A 15,244-nucleotide genomic window follows, 5' to 3' on the forward strand; every position below is an offset into this window, starting at 1 on the left:
ACGTGGTGGATGAGGGGACCCGCATCCTCGCCGGCCGGTACGAGGTCGGTGAGCTGATCGGGCGCGGCGGCATGGCCGAGGTGCACATCGGTCACGACCGGCGGCTCGGCCGCACGGTGGCGATCAAGATCCTGCGCTCCGACCTGGCCCGCGACCCGTCGTTCCAGAACCGGTTCCGCCGCGAGGCGCAGGCCGCCGCGTCGCTGAACCACCCGGCGATCGTCGCCGTCTACGACACCGGTGAGGACGTGGTGACGGAGCCGACCGGCCTGGTCGCGCACGTGCCGTTCATCGTCATGGAGTACGTCGAGGGCCACACCGTGCGGGACATCCTGCGCGACGGCGCCGCGGTGCCCATCGAGGAGGCGGTGGAGATCACCGCCGGCGTGCTGTCGGCGCTGGAGTACTCGCACCACGCCGGGATCGTGCACCGCGACATCAAGCCGGCCAACGTCATGCTGACCCCCACGGGGGCGGTCAAGGTGATGGACTTCGGCATCGCGCGCGCCGTGGCGGACTCGGCCGCGACGATGACGCAGACCCAGGCCGTCATCGGAACCGCGCAGTACCTGTCCCCGGAGCAGGCGCGCGGCGAGCAGGTGGACACCCGCTCCGACCTGTACTCCACCGGCTGCCTGCTGTTCGAGCTGCTCACCGGGCGCCCGCCGTTCACCGGCGACTCCCCGGTCGCGGTGGCCTACCAGCACGTCCGTGAGAACCCGCCGGCACCGAGCGACATCGCCTCGGACGTGCCGGACACCCTGGACCGCATCACGTTGAAGGCGCTGGCCAAGGAGCGGGACGACCGCTACCAGACGGCCGGCGAGTTCCGGGCGGACCTCGAAGCGGTGCTGCGAGGCGGTGCGGTGGGCGCACCGCCGGTCGGCGCCTTCGCGGTGGCCGGTGCCGCCGGTGCCCTCGCTGCAGGCGAGGCCACCCAGGTGATGGCGCCGGCCACCGCGGCCACCCAGGCGTTCACGCCCGGCTCGGCGGCGTGGGGGGCGACGGGCATCACGACGCCGGGCGCGGGTATCCCCGAGGACGACGAGCGCGGCCGGCGCTGGCTGGTCTGGCTGCTAGTCGGTATCGCGGTGCTGGCCGTCGGCGGGCTCGTCTGGCTGCTGCTGTCGCAGCGCGCCCCGGCGACGCCGACCACGACGAGCGTCCCCGACGTGGTCAACCTGACGGAGCAGCAGGCCAGGGACAAGCTGGATGCCGCGAAGCTCAAGGTGTCGGGCACCCAGCAGGAGAACTCCGACTCGGTCCCGGCCGGCAGTGTCACCCGGACCGACCCCGCGGCCGGCACCTCCCAGCCGGTGAACAGCTCCGTCCTGCTCTACCTGTCCAAGGGTCCGTCCAACCTCAAGGTGCCGGACGTCACCGGCAAGACGGTCGCCGACGCCACCACCGAGCTGAAGGGCGCGGGCTTCGTCGTCGACCCCACGCAGACGTCCGACGACAACCCGAACTTCCCGCAGGGCCAGGTGACCAAGACGGACCCGATCGCCGGCCAGACGGTCGCGGCCGGTTCCACCGTCAAGCTGTCGGTCTCCTCCGGCAACGTCGTGCTCGGCAACCTGGTCGGCCAGAAGCAGGCCGACGCGGTGGCTGCGCTGACCGCACTGAAGCTGGGCAACAACGTGCAGACGCAGCCGGTGACCAAGCCGGACCAGGTCGGCGTCGTCATCGCCCAGGACCGGCCCGACAAGTCGATCCTCAAGCAGGGCACCGTCGTCACCATCACGGTGGGCGCGGCGCCGACGACGGCCACCATCCCGTCGGGGATCACCGGCCCGACGGTGACCGTGGACGCCGCCAAGGCGGCGCTGACCAACGCCGGCCTGACCAACATCCAGGTCACCACGCTGGACCCGAAGAAGAACCCGTCCGACCAGCCGGCCGGCACGGTGATCAGCGTCAGCCCGCCGTCGGGCACCAACGTGGCGATCAACCAGCAGATCACGCTGACCGTCTCAGGCGGCCCGGGTCCCAGCAGCACCTCGACGGCCACCTCAGCTCCGTAGTCACCGGGCAGCACGACGACGGCCGCTCACCGAACCCGGTGGGCGGCCGTTCTCGTCGTCGGACCGGCCGAGCCGGCCGATCAGCAGCGCCGGATCAGGCGCGCACCAACGGGTGCAGCCCCTCGGACCGCCCCACGGCCCCGTCGTCCCCGCACATCGCCAGCCAGTTGGCGAGCAGCCGGTGACCGCCCTGCGTCAGCACCGACTCGGGGTGGAACTGCACGCCGTGCAGCGGCAGCGTCCGGTGCTGCAGGCCCATGATGATGCCGTTCGCCGTGGCGGTGACCTCGAGCTCGTCGGAGAACGTCCCGTCCACCACGGCCAGCGAGTGGTACCGCGTGGCGGTGAACGGCGACGGCAGCCCGGCCAGCACGCCGCGGCCGTCGTGCTGCACCTCGCTCGTCTTGCCGTGCATCAGCTCCGGTGCGTGCGTCACCACGCCGCCGTACACCTCGCCGAGCGCCTGGTGGCCCAGGCAGACGCCGAGCATCGGCGTCCCCGTCTCGGCGCAGTCCCGGATCACCTGCATCGACGAGCCGGCGGCCGACGGCGTCCCCGGTCCCGGAGACACCAGCACGCCGTCGAAGGCCACCCGGTCGGACACGGGCGGGACGGTGTCGTTGCGCACCACCACGGTGTCGGCACCGAGCTGGTTGAGGTACCCGACGATCGTGTAGACGAACGAGTCGTAGTTGTCGACCACCAAGATCTTCGTCATCACTCACCCACGGTCGTCTGGTTGAAAGGCATGTGCGGGGCGATCGCCGGGTACACCCACTCGAAGCAGGCCGCGAGCACCGCGGCGGCCAGCAGCACGCTGATCAGCACCCGCACCCACACCGGCCCCGGCAGGTGCCGCCACAGCCACGCGTACATCATGCGCTCCCGAGCAGCTCGGCCGGCACCCCGTCGGAGGCCGGCGCCCAGTAGTCGAGCACTCCGTGCACCACGTACCGCTGGGCGGCGGAGTACATCGGCGTGCAGGTGGTCATGGTGATCGACCGCGCCGTGGGGGTCGCTCCCGGCTTGTCCGGCACCGGCGCGATCACCTCGGTCTGGTGCGGGTAGACGATCTCCGTCGACGCGACCTTGTAGACGTACCAGGCGTCCTCGGTGCGCACGACGAGGGCGTCGCCCACCTGCAGCTCGGCGATCCGGTTGAACGGCTTGCCGAACGTGGTGCGGTGGCCCGCGACGGCGAAGTTGCCGACGGCACCGGGCATCGCCGTGCCCTGGTAGTGCCCGATGCCGAGCACGTCGAGCACGGTGGCGCGGTCGGTGCCCTCGCTGATCGGGCGTTCCGGCTCACCGGCCCACCGGGGGACCTGCAACGTCGCGAACGTCGTCGCATGGCCCGGCTCGGCCAGGACGGGCGGGTCGTCGTGCCGCGGCGTCGCCACCTTCGGTCCGGCGACCGCCGTCGCCCCCGCGGCCGCGCTCGGGGCGCTCGTCGGCACGGGCGTGGCCCACGCCAGCGACTGCACCACGCGCGCCTGTCCCGCGTTCCCCTGCACGTCGGTCCACCACAGCTGCCACGCCAGGAACCCGAGCAGCAGCACGCCCACCGTCAGCAGCACCTCGCCGAGCACGCCGACGGCGCCCCACACCAGCCCGTGCCGACGGGCGGCCCGCCTGGCGACCCGCCGGTTCGGCGCGACGTCGGTGGTCATGCGGCCGCCCCCCGCCTCGTCCGGCACCGCCTCGTCCGGCTCGTACCGCACCGCCCCGTCCCGCGCCCCCTCATCCCGCACCGCCGCGGCGGGTCGGTGCGCCGGCGGTCGCGGACGGCTCGGGCAGACCGGGCAGCACCTGCACGCCGGCCGGCACCGAGGCGTAGGTCAGGTCGGTGACCGAGTAGGCGGGCAGCTGCAGCGAGGACGACTCGGTGACCTGCCACCCGAGGCCCACCTGGACGGAGTCGCGGACGTAGGCGCGCACGGCCGGCGCCTGGTCGAGCGCCGCCTGGAGCTTGTGCGGGTCGCCGATCGCACGGACGGTGTACGGCGGCGAGTAGACGCGGCCGTGCAGCCGCAGCACGTTGCCGACGCAGCGGAACGCGCTGGTCGACACCACCCGCTGGTCCTGCAGCTCCATCGCCTCGGCGCCACCCGCCCACAGGGCGTTCATCACGGCCTGCAGGTCCTGCTGGTGGACCACCAGCACGTCGGGGCTGACGTTGCCGCGCCGGGGAGAGTCGGCCGGCGCGTCGTTCAGCTGCACCGTCAGCCCGATGCCGCTGACCGCCACACCACCGCCGGCCACCAGGTAGCCGGTCCCCACGGCGTCCGCCGACGCCCCGGGAAGGGCGCTCTGGGCCGTCAGCACGTCCACCTCGGCGCGGAGCTCGTCCACCTGCGCCGACAGCCGGGCGACCTTGTCCGACTCCGCCTGCGTCAGGCTGCGCAGATCGGTGGGGTGCCGTGAGATCGACCCCGCCGCGCTGCGCGCCGACATGGAGAACAGCACCGCCGAGAGCAGCAGCACCACACCGACGGACACGCTGCCGCGCGGCAGGCGCAGGCGGTGCGGGCGGTCGCTCACGCAACGCTCCTGGTGACGGGCCGGTGCACGCGGTCCGACGGCGTGCACCGTCTAGGCTAGGTCACGTTGCGCCCGGTCTGTGCGGCTCGCCTCGAGCACCGCAGCACGGGCGACGGCCCCCGGTTCCGCCTCGGCCACCGGCCTGCGACGGCCACGGACGCGGCGGCCACCCATCGCCTGAAGGAGCACCCGGACGTGCCTGAGTCGAGGTCGCGGAAGAAGGTCGCGTACACGCCGCCCCCCGGGAAGGCTGTCCCGCGCAAGCCGAACCCGCCGTGGTTCGTGCCGGTCATGCTCGGGCTGATGGTGGTCGGCCTGGCCTGGATCGTCGTGACGTACCTGACCGCCCAGAGCGGCCACACGTACCCGATCCCCGCGATCGGCCAGTGGAACCTGGCGTGCGGCTTCGGGCTGATCCTGGTCGGCTTCGGGATGACCACCCGCTGGCGCTGAGCCACGGTCCGTCGGGCCGGTTGTCCCCAGTGGTGAACAACCCTGTGGAAAACTACACCGATGTCATTCCGCAGGTCACAGCCTGTGGATGGCTCAGAGGAGCCCGACCGCTCGGTAGGTGAGGACGGTCGACGCGACGAGCAGGACGCCGACCACCACCGGGGCCGCCACGGCGACCAGCCGGCGCCGCGGTGCCGGCGCGTGGGCGTACGCCGCACCGAGCAGCAGCCCGACGACGAGCCCGCCGACGTGCGCCTGCCACGCGATCCCCAGCCCCGGCACGAACCCGATCACCAGGTTCACCACGATCACGCCGAGGATGCCCCGGGCGTCGGCACCCACCCGGCGCAGCACCACGAGGATCGCGCCGAACAGCCCGAACACCGCACCGGACGCCCCGACGATCGCCACGTTCCAGCTGTGCGTCACGGGCGCGAGCAGCACCGCACCCACCGACCCGCCCACCGCCGCCATCAGGTACAACGTCAGGTACCGGGCCCGGCCGAGCAGCTGCTCGAGCAGCGGTCCGACCGTCCACAGCGCCACCATGTTGAACACGATGTGCAGGAAGCTCGCCGGTGAGTGCAGGAACGCCGCGGTGAGGAACCGGTACGGCTGCACCGATCCCACCACCGGGCTGAACGCCCACCGCGACGTCCACGTCGGCGTCGTCAGCTGCAGCAGGTAGCTGAGCGCGTTCAGCCCGATCAGGGTGAAGGTGACCAGCGGACGTCCGTCCCGCACCCGACCCCCGAGCGCCGTCCGGCGCGCCGGCACCGCGCGGTTCGCCTCCGCGACGCAGTCCACGCAGTGCACCCCGACCGCCGCCGGCCGCTGGCACTCCGGGCACACGGGGCGTCCGCAGCGCTGGCAGCGCACGTAGCTGATCCGGTCGGGGTGCCGCGGGCACACCGGGGGCGCCGCGGTACCGGCACCCAGAGGGTCGGGAGTGGTGATGGTCAGTCCTCGACGGTGATGGAGTCGATCACCACGTCCTGCACGGGACGGTCGCCCGGGCGGGTCGGGGTGGTCGCGATGGCGTCGACCACGGCCTTGCTCGCGTCGTCGGCCACCTTGCCGAAGATCGTGTGCTTGCCGTTGAGCCACGGGGTGGCCGCCACCGAGATGAAGAACTGGGAGCCGTTGGTGCCGCCCATCTTCCCGGTGACCGGGTCGAGGCGCTTGCCGGCGTTGGCCATGGCCAGCACGTACGGCTCGGAGAACGTCAGCTCGGGGTGGATCTCGTCGTCGAAGTTGTAGCCCGGGCCGCCGCGGCCGGTGCCCTGGGGGTCACCGCCCTGGATCATGAAGCCCGGGATGACGCGGTGGAAGATCACGCCCTTGTACAGGGGGTCGGTGCGCGTGGCGCCGCTCGGGTCCGTCCACTCCTGGGAACCGGTGGACAGCCCGGTGAAGTTCGCCACGGTGCGCGGTGCGTGGTTGGGGAACAGCTCGACACGGATGTCGCCGGCGGTCGTGTGCAGGGTCGCAAACATGACCTCAGTCTCGCACGGAGCCCTCCTGCGCAGCGGGGCCCGCGGTGGCAGAGTGGGAGGTCACAGCCTCGAGACCAGCAACGACGTCCGGGAGTGGCAGATGACGAAGCACAGCAAGCTCGACGTTGACCCCGACAAGCTGAAGGAGCAGGCAGCCGACCTCGGCGCCACGCTGACGGGCGCCGCCGTGCATGCCAAGGAGTGGACGACACCTCGGGTGGAGGCCTTCATCGACTGGCTGCTTCCCCGCCTCGAGAACGCCTACAACGAGAGCGTCAAGGCCGCGGCCCCGCGGGTGGAGAAGGCGGCCGAGAAGGCGGGTCCGGCGATCGACACCGCGCACGACAAGCTGGTGGACGAGCTGATCCCGCGCCTGGTCACCGCCCTGAACGAGGCGGCGGAGAAGGCGGGCGCGGCGGCGGTCAAGGCTGCCGACACCGCGGCGGAGGTCGCCAAGGCGAACGCGGCCGAGCTGAAGAAGCAGGTCCACGTGGCCCCGCCGAAGAAGTCGCACAAGGGTCTGAGCACGTTCATGGTGGTCGGCCTGCTCGTCGGTGCCGGCGCGGCCGGTGCGGCCTGGTTCCGGTCCCGCTCGACGGTGGACCCCTGGGCCGAGCCGTGGGAGCCGACCGACCCGACCGGTGGCACCGGGGCGGACGCGCTGCACACCCACACGCACGACGTGCGCGCGTCGGTGACCGATGCGGTGGGCGACGCGGCCGATGCCGTGGGCGAGGTGGCCGGTTCGGCCGTCGCGAAGAGCCGGGAGGCGACGCGCAAGGCGGCCGAGAAGCTCGACGAGGCCCGCGCCTCTGCCGAGGAGGCGGCCAAGAAGGTCACCCGGCGCACGGCCAACAAGGCGGAGGACGTCGCGGACGCGACCGAGGACGCCGTGGAGAAGGACAACCCTTCGGGCGACATCTGATCGGTCGCCGCACGGGCGGCAGCACGTCGAGCGGCGGGGTCCCGGGTGCCCGGGGCCCCGCCGTCGTCGTGCCGGCGTCCCCGGACTGGCCACGCACCACCCCTGGGCCGCACGGCCTCCCCGCGAATGCGGTTGACCTGCGCGCGCAGCGGCGGCGACCCTCGACCGATGGACGAGGACCTGACCCAGCTCTGGCCGGTGGCAGGCCTGCGCGTGGTCTCCGGCGACCTCGAGCTGCGCTGGCCGGACGACGAGCTCATGGTGGCCGTCGCCCACGAGGCCGGACAGGGGATCCACGCACCGGACCTCATGCCGTTCACGTTCCCGTGGTCGCGGGGCACCGCCCAGGCGGTGTCGCGCAACGTGCTGCAGTACCTGTGGGGTCAGCGGTCGTCGCTGAGCGCCGACTCGTGGTGCCTCGAGCTCGCCGTGCTGGTCGACGGGGTGCCGCTCGGCCTGCAGTCGGCCAGGTCCAGCCACTTCCCGGTGACCCGGACGGCCGAGACCGGCTCGTGGTTGGGGCAGCGGCACCAGGGCAACGGCGTCGGCACCCGGATGCGCGTCCTGATGCTCCACCTGCTGTTCGAGGGGCTCGGTGCCCGGGAGGCCACCAGCGGCGCCTTCCTGGACAACGGTCCCTCGAACGCCGTCTCCACCAAGCTCGGCTACGACCGCAACGGTCTGGTCACCGTGGCGCGGGAGGGGGTCGCGGCGCAGCAGTGGCGCTACCGGATGGACCGCGAGCGCTGGGACGCCCGTCCCGGCTGGATGCGGCCGGACGTGACGCTGCACGGCGTCGAGCCGGTGCGTGAGCAGCTGGGCATCTCCTGACCGTCCTTTTGCCATCTGCGGACATCTGCGTGGACAACCCACCAGATGCCGGATGTCCGCGCGGTACCGTCTGGCCATGCAGCTGGGAGACCTTCAGGCACGCGTGCGCATCGCGCTGACCAACACGATCGCCAACGAGTGGACGCTGTTCACCCCGTCGAGCGGCACCAGCAGCGCCTCGGAACGCACCATCGCCTTCCACCTCGGCTGGTACCTGCGGCCGATGATCGAGAACGCCTGGGACATCGACGCGGAGTACGACCGGTCGGCGATGGCCCTGGAGAAGGCGGTCCGCCTCGAGGACGCGGACTCCGAGGGCCGGCGCATCCCGGACCTGATCGTGCACCGCCGTGGCCACCTCGGCCCGGAGGAGAACCTGCTGATCCTCGAGCTGACCGCCGACCACGCGACCCGCGGCTCGACCGCCGGCGACTTCGGCCGTGCGACGGCCATCCAGCGCCGGTTCGGCTACCGCTACGCGGTGCTGCTGGACCTGCGCCTCGGGCTGGAGGGCGGCCAGCCGACCGTCCAGCCGACGTGGCACTGGGCCACGCTCGAGGAGGGCCCGGTCACCCGCGAGCCGGAGGACGTGTACCCGGCGGAGGTGCTGGCGGACATCACCGCGCGCGGGGCGGCGTACCGCCGCGGCTGATCGCCGGACCGCCGGGCTCAGTCGGCCCGGCGGTAGTTCAGCAGCCGCTGCATCACCACGACGGTGACCAGGAACGCGCCGCTGACCACGTTGTTCCAGGTGGAGTCGAGCTGCAGCTCGCGGATGAACGCGTTGATCGTGCCGAGCAGCAGCACGCCGGCGGCCGTGCCGATCAGCGAGCCGGCACCTCCGGTCAGCAGCGTCCCGCCGATCACCACCGCGGCGATCGCCTGCAGCTCGTACCCGGTGGCGATGATCGGGCTGGCGGACACCAGCTGCGCGGCCTGCAGCATCCCGGCCACGCCCGCGAGCGCCGCCGAGACGACGTAGAGGCTGACCTTGGTGCGGCGCACCTTCAGCCCCATCAGCACGGCGGCGTCCTCGCCACCGCCGATCGCCAGGGTGGTCAGGCCGAACGGTGTCCGCTCGAGCACCACGTGGAACACCACGTACAGCGCGATCGCGATCAGCACCGGGTAGCCGATCGTCAGGAACACCCCGGTGCCCAGGTGCGCGAAGAACGAGTCGCTCGGCACCGAGTACGTCCGGGCCCCCGCGCCGGTCAGCTGGTACACCAGCCCGCGGACGCCGAACAGCGTCGCCAGGGTGACGATGAACGGAGCCATCCCGGCGTAGCCGATCAGCATGCCGTTGATCAGGCCGATCAACCCGCACGCGAGAATCGTCGCCAGCACGGCGGCGACCGGTCCCGCCTGGTTGCTCACGTACACGCCGACCACGCCGCCGAGGGCGAAGACGGAGCCGACCGACAGGTCGATGCCACCGGTGATGATCACCAGGGTCATGCCGATGGCGACGATCCCGATGTACGAGTTGCCCAGGACCGTGTTCCGCAGGTTGTCCAGCGTGTGGAAGCTCGGCCAGAGGACCGAGCCGACCAGCACCAGCAGCGCCAGCGCGGCGAAGGCCGCCACCCCGTTGCGCTGCAGCGCCGCCGCGACGCGGGACCCGGTGGCGGCGACGGGTTCCACGGGGCGCGCCGCCAGGCCGGTGCCGGCGGTGGCCGGGCCGTCCGGGACGCCCGTCGGTGCGGTGGTGCTCATGCGCGTGCCCTCACTCGCTGGATGTAGACGGCGCCGACGATCACGACGGCGGTGACCATCTGGGACACCGCGTCCGTCGCCGAGTGGAAGATCAGCGTGCTGCGCAGCAGCTGCATGAGGATCGCGGCGGCCACGGTGCCGACCACCCGCACCCGTCCGCCGGTGAGCGGTGTCCCGCCGACCACGACGGCGGTGATGGCGAACAGCTCGTAGTTCAGGCCGCTGGACAGGGCGTTCGCGGACGTGATCGACGCGGTGTCCATCACCCCCGCCCACGCGGCCAGCACCCCGCTGAGCACGTAGACGCCGATCAGCGTGCGCCGCACGGGCACCCCCGACAGGTACGACGCCCGGGCGTTGTCCCCGACGGCGAGCAGCTGGCGGCCGAAGTTGGTCCGCCGGACGGTGAACGCCACCAGGCCGACGGCGACCAACGCCGCGATGATCAGGCCGTTCACCCCGAGCACGTGGCCGGAGGAGATCCCGAGGATCACCTTGTCGTGGATGCTCGGGTTCTTCCCGGCGAGGAGCAGCTGCGCAAGGCTCCGGCCGGCGAACAGGAACGCCAGGGTCGCGACGATCGGCTGGATCCCGACGACGCCGACCAGGAACCCGTTCAGCACCCCGACGAGCCCGCCGATCACCAGCGCCAGCGCGATCGCCCCGACCCCCGGGACGCCGCTGAACTGCACGAGCAGCGCACCGGACAGGGCCATCACGGCGCCGACGGACAGGTCGATCCCGGCGGTGCCGATCACCATCGCCATCCCGAGGGCGACCACGACGATCCGGGTGCAGAGCACCAGCTGCACGTCCAGGTTGTCCCAGGTGATGAAGCGTGGGGTGAACAGCACGTTGTAGACGACGATCAGCACCAGGGCGACGTAGACGCCGTTGTCCCTGGTCCAGCGCAGCACGGTGGCGCGGTCGGCCTTCGCCGCCGTCCCGGCGACCGCGGTGGACAGGTTAGTCACGGGTGGGGTCCTCCTCCGGGGACGGGACTGCGGCGATCGCCTGCACCAGGTCGTGCTCGCTGATGTCGTCGCCGTCGAGCACCGCGACGACGGCCCCGTCCTTGAGCACCACGATCCGGTCGCTCTCGTCGACCAGCTCCTCGGTCTCGGACGAGATCAGCAGCACCGCGAGGCCTTCGGCGGCGAGCTCGTCGATCGTCTGACGCACCTCGAACTTCGTCCCGACGTCGATGCCCCGGGTCGGCTCGTCGAGCACCAGCACGCGCGGGCTCAGGCACAGCCACCGCGCGAGCATCACCTTCTGCTGGTTGCCCCCCGACAACGTGCTGACCTTCTGGCCGGGTCCGGTGGCGCGGATGTGCAGCCGTGCCATGAAGTGCTCGACGAGCTGGTCGATCCGCTTGTCGGACACCAGGCCGAGGCGGGACATGCGCGGCAGCGCCGCGATGGCGATGTTGTCGCGGATGGACAGGTTCGGCAGGATCCCCTCGAGCTTGCGGTCCTCCGGCAGCAGCGCGACGCCGGCCTCGATCGCCGCTCCCGGCGATCCGGTGCGGATGGGCTTGCCCTCCACGAGCACGGCGCCGGAGTCGAGCTCCTGCGCCCCGAGCACGGCCATCCCGGTCTCGCTGCGGCCGGCGCCCAGCAGTCCGCCGAGCCCGACGACCTCTCCGCGGTGCACCTCGAGCGAGACGTCGTGCAGGCGGTTGCGGCGGGTGAGGCCGCGCAGCTCCAGCACCGGTGGGCCGGCGACGATGCGGTCGCCACCGCCCGGCGCCGAGCGGTGCAGCGCCGTCTGCAGCTCCCGGCCGAGCATCGTCGCGACCAGCTGAACCCGCGGCAGCTCCGCCATCGGCCCGGTGTGCACCAGGCGGCCGTCGCGCAGCACGGACACCGTGTCGCAGATCCGGTACAGCTCGTCCAGCCGGTGGCTGACGTAGACGATCGCCACGCCCTCCGACCGCAGCCGCCGGATGATCCCGAACAGCGTCTCCACCTCGCGGGACTCCAACGAGGAGGTGGGCTCGTCCATGATCACGACGTTCGCGTGCAGCGCGACCGCCCGGGCCACCGAGATCATCTGCTGCGTGCCCAGGCCCAGGGTGTTCAGGGGCACGTCGACGTCGGCGCGGATCTGGTAGTCGTCGAGCAGGGCGTTCGCCTCGCGCCGCATCCGGGCGAAGTCGACGAGCCGCAACCGGGTGCGCGGCTCGCGGCCCAGGTACAGGTTGCGGGCCGCGCTCTGCATCGGCACCAGGTCCAGCTCCTGGTAGATGGTGCTGATGCCGGCCGCCTGCGCCGCCCGCGGGTCCGCGAACGTCACCGGCTCGCCGCGGTGCCGCAGCTCGCCGCTGTCGCACTGGTACACGCCGGTGAGGATCTTGATCAGCGTCGACTTGCCGGCACCGTTCTCGCCGACCAGCGCGTGCACCTCGCCGGCGCGCACCGTGATGCTGACGTCGCTGAGTGCCTTGACGCCCGGGAAGGACTTGCTCACGCCCCGGGCCTCCAGCACGGGGGGCGCCCCGGCCGTGGTGAGCTCCGCCATCGAGTGCTCTCCCTGGTTGTGCTGGGTGTGGACATCCTGCACCCGCCGCCGTCCGGGCCGACGGCGCCGGGCGGGCGGCGGGGGCAGGTGGGTCGCTCGGGTCAGAACGACTTGGAGAGGTTCGCCGAGGCGTTGTCCGGCGTGTACTCGTTGTCCGAGATGATGATCTTGGCGGGCACCGGGGTGTCGTTCTCGAAGTCGGCGAGCGCCTTGAAGGCGAGCGGGCCGAACCGCGGGTTGGACTCGATCACGCCGTTGTACTTGCCGTCCACCAGCAGCTGCACGGCGTCGTGCGTGCCGTCGACCGAGACGATCTTGATGTCCTTGCCGGGCGTCTTTCCGGCGGCGGCGATCGCGGTCTCGGCGCCGATGCCCATCTCGTCGTTCTCGGCGTACACGGCCGTGATGTCCGGGTGCGCCTGCAGCAGCGAGGCCATCACCGTCTGACCGTCGGTCCGCGCGAAGTTCGCCGTCTGCTGTGCGACGACCTGGATGCCGGGCGCCGTCTTGATCTCGTCGACGAACCCGCTGGTCCGGTCGGTGGTCACGCCGTTGCCCGACGAGCCGAGCAGGATGGCGACCTTGCCGGTGCCACCGGTCTGCTTGATCATCGCGTCGGCCGCGCGCTTGCCCTGGGACACGAAGTCGGAGCCGATGAAGGTCAGGTAGTCGGTGCAGGCCTTGGAGTTGACCAGGCGGTCGACGGTGACCACGGGGATCTTCTTGGCACGGGCCGCGTCGAACGCCGGCTGCAGGCCGTCCGAGTTCAGCGGCGCCACGATCAGCAGCTGCACGCCCTGGTTGATCATCCCCTGGATGTCCGTCACCTGCTTGGCGATCTCGCTGTTCGCGTTCGTCTTGATCAGCGTGGCGCCCTGGGCGGCCGCCTCGTCCACCATCGACTTGGTCTCCGCGATGCGGAACGCGGCGGTCTCCGGCTCCGACTGGGAGAAGCCGACCTTGGCGCCCTTGAGGCTGATCTTCGGGTAGCCGAGGGCGCTCGCCGTGCAGCCGTCGCCCGACGCCGCGCCGGACGAGGCGACGGTCGGGTTGGCGGCAGCGGCGGCCGTCCCTCCGGAGGTGGATCCGGCGGACGACGACGAGCATCCGGCGGCGGCGAGGCCGACCGCCAGCGCGAGGGCGGTGACGGTCGTGCGCCGCGAGGTCTTCATCGACATGGGTGTGTGGCTCCTTGGACGAGGTGGAACGAGCACCTGCGAGGCGGGCCGGGCCGGACGGCGTCCCCTTCGACGCCCGGCTGGACCCGCGGACGTCCCGCGGTGTCGCACCCTTGCGACGACGCCGGCGGAACGTGCGTGTGATCGATATTGACGAAGTTCTGATCGGACCGTCAACAGCCCGTCCATCACGTGATCAAATCGTGACCTGGCTCGTTCGCTTGCGCCACGTCGGGGGCCACGACCGATCGAGCTCGGAAGCGCCGGAGCACCCGCGAACGCTACCCTTGGCCTGACCAGGCCGCTCGTCCGAGCCTGACGGTTCATCGTGCGGGTCTGACCTGGAGGGGCAAGGAGGGACATGTTCGGCGCCGAGCGTCGCCAGCTGATCCTCGAGCTCGTCCGTGCCCAGGGCGCGGTGTCGATCCGCGACCTCGCTGTGGCGGTCAACGCGTCCGAGGTCACCGTGCGGCGCGACGTCACCACCCTCGAGAGCCGGGGGCTGCTCGACCGCAGCCACGGCGGCGCGCTGCTGCCGGACGGCGAGCTCGGCGGGGCACCCCTGTCGCACCGGGAGCCGGGCGGCACGTCCCAGCCGGAGCGAGGCGAGACGCTGGTGCCCGGCGAGGCGGCCGGACCCCCCCGCACGACGATGTTCGGCGCCGAACGCCGCCGCCTGATCTGCGAGTACGTGCGCGCCAACCGCGTCGTCTCGTTGCGCGACCTCGCCGCGGCCGTCAACGCGTCCGAGGTCACCGTCCGCCGCGACCTGGTCACGCTCGAGCGGCAGGGCCTGATCGAGCGTGCCCACGGCGGCGCCCAGCTGCCGGACGCGCTGATCATCGAACCCTGGCCGACCGCGCCGCCCGACCCGGAGACGACGGCGAAGTCCGCCATCGCCACGCTCGCCGCGACGCTGGTCGGCGACGCGACGGCCATCATGCTGGGCGCCGGCACCACGGTGTACGAGCTGGCCAGGAGGCTGGCGCCCCGCTCACCGCTGACGGTGCTGACCAACTCGATGCTCGTCGCGCGTGCGCTCGCGCGGACGCCCAACGTCGAGCTGGTGATGACCCGCGGCTCCCTCGACAACTCCACGCTCGCGCTGGTCGGCAGCGCCGCGGAGCACTGGATCGCCGGTCAGCGCGTGACCCGCGCCTTCGTCTCCGGCGGTGGACTGACCACGGAACGCGGGCTGTCCAGCACGCACCTGGCGGTGTCCGAGGTGGAGCGGGCGATCGTCGGCAGCGCCAAGGAGCTGGTGGTGCTGGCGGACCACACGAAGCTCGGCGTGGAGAGCACGTACCCCGTGGCGCCGGTGACCAGGATCGACCACCTGGTCACGGACACCTCCGGCGACACCTCGGTGCTGGAGTCGCTGTCGTCCCGCGGCGTGCACGTGCACGTCGCGCCGTCCGACCTGGCGGGCGCCACCGCCTGACCCCACCACGACGGGCGCGGTTGACGACGCGGTGAGCCCTCCGAGCCATCACGCCGCCTGACCGCTTCCGACCGGACGGGATCGGTGCGCGACCGTTCCGGCCGCGATCTGACAGC

Annotated in this window: 16 protein-coding genes; 6 read left to right on the forward strand and 10 right to left on the reverse strand. The window is 72.0% G+C overall.

What is annotated here, in order from left to right:
* Nucleotides 1-2 precede the first annotated feature (2 nt).
* A complete protein-coding gene (gene pknB / locus QMF98_RS16750; RefSeq protein ID WP_337975663.1) occupies nt 3-2,024 on the forward strand; it encodes a Stk1 family PASTA domain-containing Ser/Thr kinase in 2,022 nt (673 codons plus the stop codon).
* A gap of 94 nt (nt 2,025-2,118) precedes the next feature.
* Here the strand turns inward: pknB and QMF98_RS16755 are convergent, their stop codons facing one another.
* Genes QMF98_RS16755 through QMF98_RS16770 form a run of 4 tightly spaced genes read right to left on the reverse strand, consistent with a single transcriptional unit; the run spans nt 2,119 to nt 4,565 of the window.
* On the reverse strand, nt 2,119-2,742 hold the full coding sequence (locus tag QMF98_RS16755; RefSeq protein ID WP_337974043.1) for an aminodeoxychorismate/anthranilate synthase component II: 624 nt from the start codon (nt 2,740-2,742) through the stop codon (nt 2,119-2,121).
* The gene (locus QMF98_RS16760) at nt 2,742-2,900 is read right to left on the reverse strand and encodes a hypothetical protein (RefSeq protein ID WP_337974044.1); all 159 of its coding nucleotides are present in this window, start codon (nt 2,898-2,900) and stop codon (nt 2,742-2,744) included. The genes QMF98_RS16755 and QMF98_RS16760 overlap by 1 nt, the downstream gene beginning before the upstream one ends.
* Nucleotides 2,900-3,745 (reverse strand): class E sortase, encoded by an 846-nt coding sequence (locus tag QMF98_RS16765; protein WP_337974045.1) that lies wholly within the window; start codon nt 3,743-3,745, stop codon nt 2,900-2,902. Before QMF98_RS16765 ends, QMF98_RS16760 begins: the two co-directional genes overlap by 1 nt.
* Before the next feature lie 19 nt (nt 3,746-3,764).
* A complete protein-coding gene (locus QMF98_RS16770; protein ID WP_337974046.1) occupies nt 3,765-4,565 on the reverse strand; it encodes a DUF881 domain-containing protein in 801 nt (266 codons plus the stop codon).
* A gap of 195 nt (nt 4,566-4,760) precedes the next feature.
* On the opposite strand from QMF98_RS16770, the gene QMF98_RS16775 reads away from it, so the two are divergent.
* A complete protein-coding gene (locus QMF98_RS16775; protein WP_263731014.1) occupies nt 4,761-5,018 on the forward strand; it encodes a cell division protein CrgA in 258 nt (85 codons plus the stop codon).
* 93 nt (nt 5,019-5,111) lie between these two features.
* On the opposite strand, the gene QMF98_RS16780 is transcribed toward QMF98_RS16775, so the two are convergent.
* Both QMF98_RS16780 and QMF98_RS16785 read right to left on the reverse strand, forming a co-directional pair.
* Nucleotides 5,112-5,825: a rhomboid family intramembrane serine protease gene (locus QMF98_RS16780; protein ID WP_348773383.1), complete on the reverse strand. Its 714-nt coding sequence runs from the start codon at nt 5,823-5,825 to the stop codon at nt 5,112-5,114.
* A gap of 152 nt (nt 5,826-5,977) precedes the next feature.
* Nucleotides 5,978-6,514, reverse strand: coding sequence for a peptidylprolyl isomerase (locus QMF98_RS16785; RefSeq protein ID WP_337974047.1), 537 nt, complete (start codon nt 6,512-6,514; stop codon nt 5,978-5,980).
* 100 nt (nt 6,515-6,614) lie between these two features.
* Between QMF98_RS16785 and QMF98_RS16790 the strand changes: the two genes are divergently transcribed.
* From QMF98_RS16790 to QMF98_RS16800, 3 genes are all read left to right on the forward strand, one after another.
* Entirely contained in the window at nt 6,615-7,439 is an 825-nt protein-coding gene (locus QMF98_RS16790) for a hypothetical protein (RefSeq protein ID WP_337974048.1), read from the forward strand.
* 168 nt (nt 7,440-7,607) lie between these two features.
* A complete protein-coding gene (locus QMF98_RS16795; RefSeq protein WP_337974049.1) occupies nt 7,608-8,270 on the forward strand; it encodes a GNAT family N-acetyltransferase in 663 nt (220 codons plus the stop codon).
* Nucleotides 8,271-8,346: 76 nt separating this feature from the next.
* The gene (locus QMF98_RS16800) at nt 8,347-8,922 is read left to right on the forward strand and encodes a hypothetical protein (protein WP_337974050.1); all 576 of its coding nucleotides are present in this window, start codon (nt 8,347-8,349) and stop codon (nt 8,920-8,922) included.
* A gap of 17 nt (nt 8,923-8,939) precedes the next feature.
* On the opposite strand, the gene QMF98_RS16805 is transcribed toward QMF98_RS16800, so the two are convergent.
* From QMF98_RS16805 to QMF98_RS16820, 4 genes are all read right to left on the reverse strand, one after another.
* The gene (locus tag QMF98_RS16805) at nt 8,940-9,986 is read right to left on the reverse strand and encodes an ABC transporter permease (RefSeq protein WP_337974051.1); all 1,047 of its coding nucleotides are present in this window, start codon (nt 9,984-9,986) and stop codon (nt 8,940-8,942) included.
* Complete coding sequence (locus QMF98_RS16810; protein ID WP_337974052.1) at nt 9,983-10,960, reverse strand: ABC transporter permease; 978 nt, start codon at nt 10,958-10,960, stop codon at nt 9,983-9,985. The genes QMF98_RS16805 and QMF98_RS16810 overlap by 4 nt, the downstream gene beginning before the upstream one ends.
* A complete protein-coding gene (locus QMF98_RS16815; protein ID WP_337974053.1) occupies nt 10,953-12,509 on the reverse strand; it encodes a sugar ABC transporter ATP-binding protein in 1,557 nt (518 codons plus the stop codon). The genes QMF98_RS16810 and QMF98_RS16815 overlap by 8 nt, the downstream gene beginning before the upstream one ends.
* Before the next feature lie 101 nt (nt 12,510-12,610).
* Complete coding sequence (locus QMF98_RS16820) at nt 12,611-13,687, reverse strand: ABC transporter substrate-binding protein (RefSeq protein ID WP_337974054.1); 1,077 nt, start codon at nt 13,685-13,687, stop codon at nt 12,611-12,613.
* A gap of 361 nt (nt 13,688-14,048) precedes the next feature.
* Here QMF98_RS16820 and QMF98_RS16825 point away from each other — a divergent pair, with 361 nt between their 5' ends.
* Nucleotides 14,049-15,128: a DeoR family transcriptional regulator gene (locus QMF98_RS16825; protein WP_337974055.1), complete on the forward strand. Its 1,080-nt coding sequence runs from the start codon at nt 14,049-14,051 to the stop codon at nt 15,126-15,128.
* Nucleotides 15,129-15,244: the final 116 nt, after the last annotated feature.

The organism is Cellulomonas sp. NTE-D12 (assembly GCF_027923705.1).
In the GTDB taxonomy this organism is placed as follows: Bacteria; Actinomycetota; Actinomycetes; order Actinomycetales; family Cellulomonadaceae; genus Cellulomonas.

Excerpts from the sequence above, each read along its gene's own strand:
- QMF98_RS16755 (WP_337974043.1), bottom strand. The coding sequence starts at position 2,742 with ATGACGAAGATCTTGGTGGTCGACAACTACGACTCGTTCGTCTACACG.
- QMF98_RS16760 (WP_337974044.1), bottom strand. The coding sequence starts at position 2,900 with ATGTACGCGTGGCTGTGGCGGCACCTGCCGGGGCCGGTGTGGGTGCGG.
- QMF98_RS16785 (WP_337974047.1), bottom strand. The coding sequence starts at position 6,514 with ATGTTTGCGACCCTGCACACGACCGCCGGCGACATCCGTGTCGAGCTG.
- QMF98_RS16790 (WP_337974048.1), top strand. The coding sequence starts at position 6,615 with ATGACGAAGCACAGCAAGCTCGACGTTGACCCCGACAAGCTGAAGGAG.
- QMF98_RS16795 (WP_337974049.1), top strand. The coding sequence starts at position 7,608 with ATGGACGAGGACCTGACCCAGCTCTGGCCGGTGGCAGGCCTGCGCGTG.
- QMF98_RS16800 (WP_337974050.1), top strand. The coding sequence starts at position 8,347 with ATGCAGCTGGGAGACCTTCAGGCACGCGTGCGCATCGCGCTGACCAAC.
- QMF98_RS16805 (WP_337974051.1), bottom strand. The coding sequence starts at position 9,986 with ATGAGCACCACCGCACCGACGGGCGTCCCGGACGGCCCGGCCACCGCC.
- QMF98_RS16815 (WP_337974053.1), bottom strand. The coding sequence starts at position 12,509 with ATGGCGGAGCTCACCACGGCCGGGGCGCCCCCCGTGCTGGAGGCCCGG.
- QMF98_RS16820 (WP_337974054.1), bottom strand. The coding sequence starts at position 13,687 with ATGTCGATGAAGACCTCGCGGCGCACGACCGTCACCGCCCTCGCGCTG.
- QMF98_RS16825 (WP_337974055.1), top strand. The coding sequence starts at position 14,049 with ATGTTCGGCGCCGAGCGTCGCCAGCTGATCCTCGAGCTCGTCCGTGCC.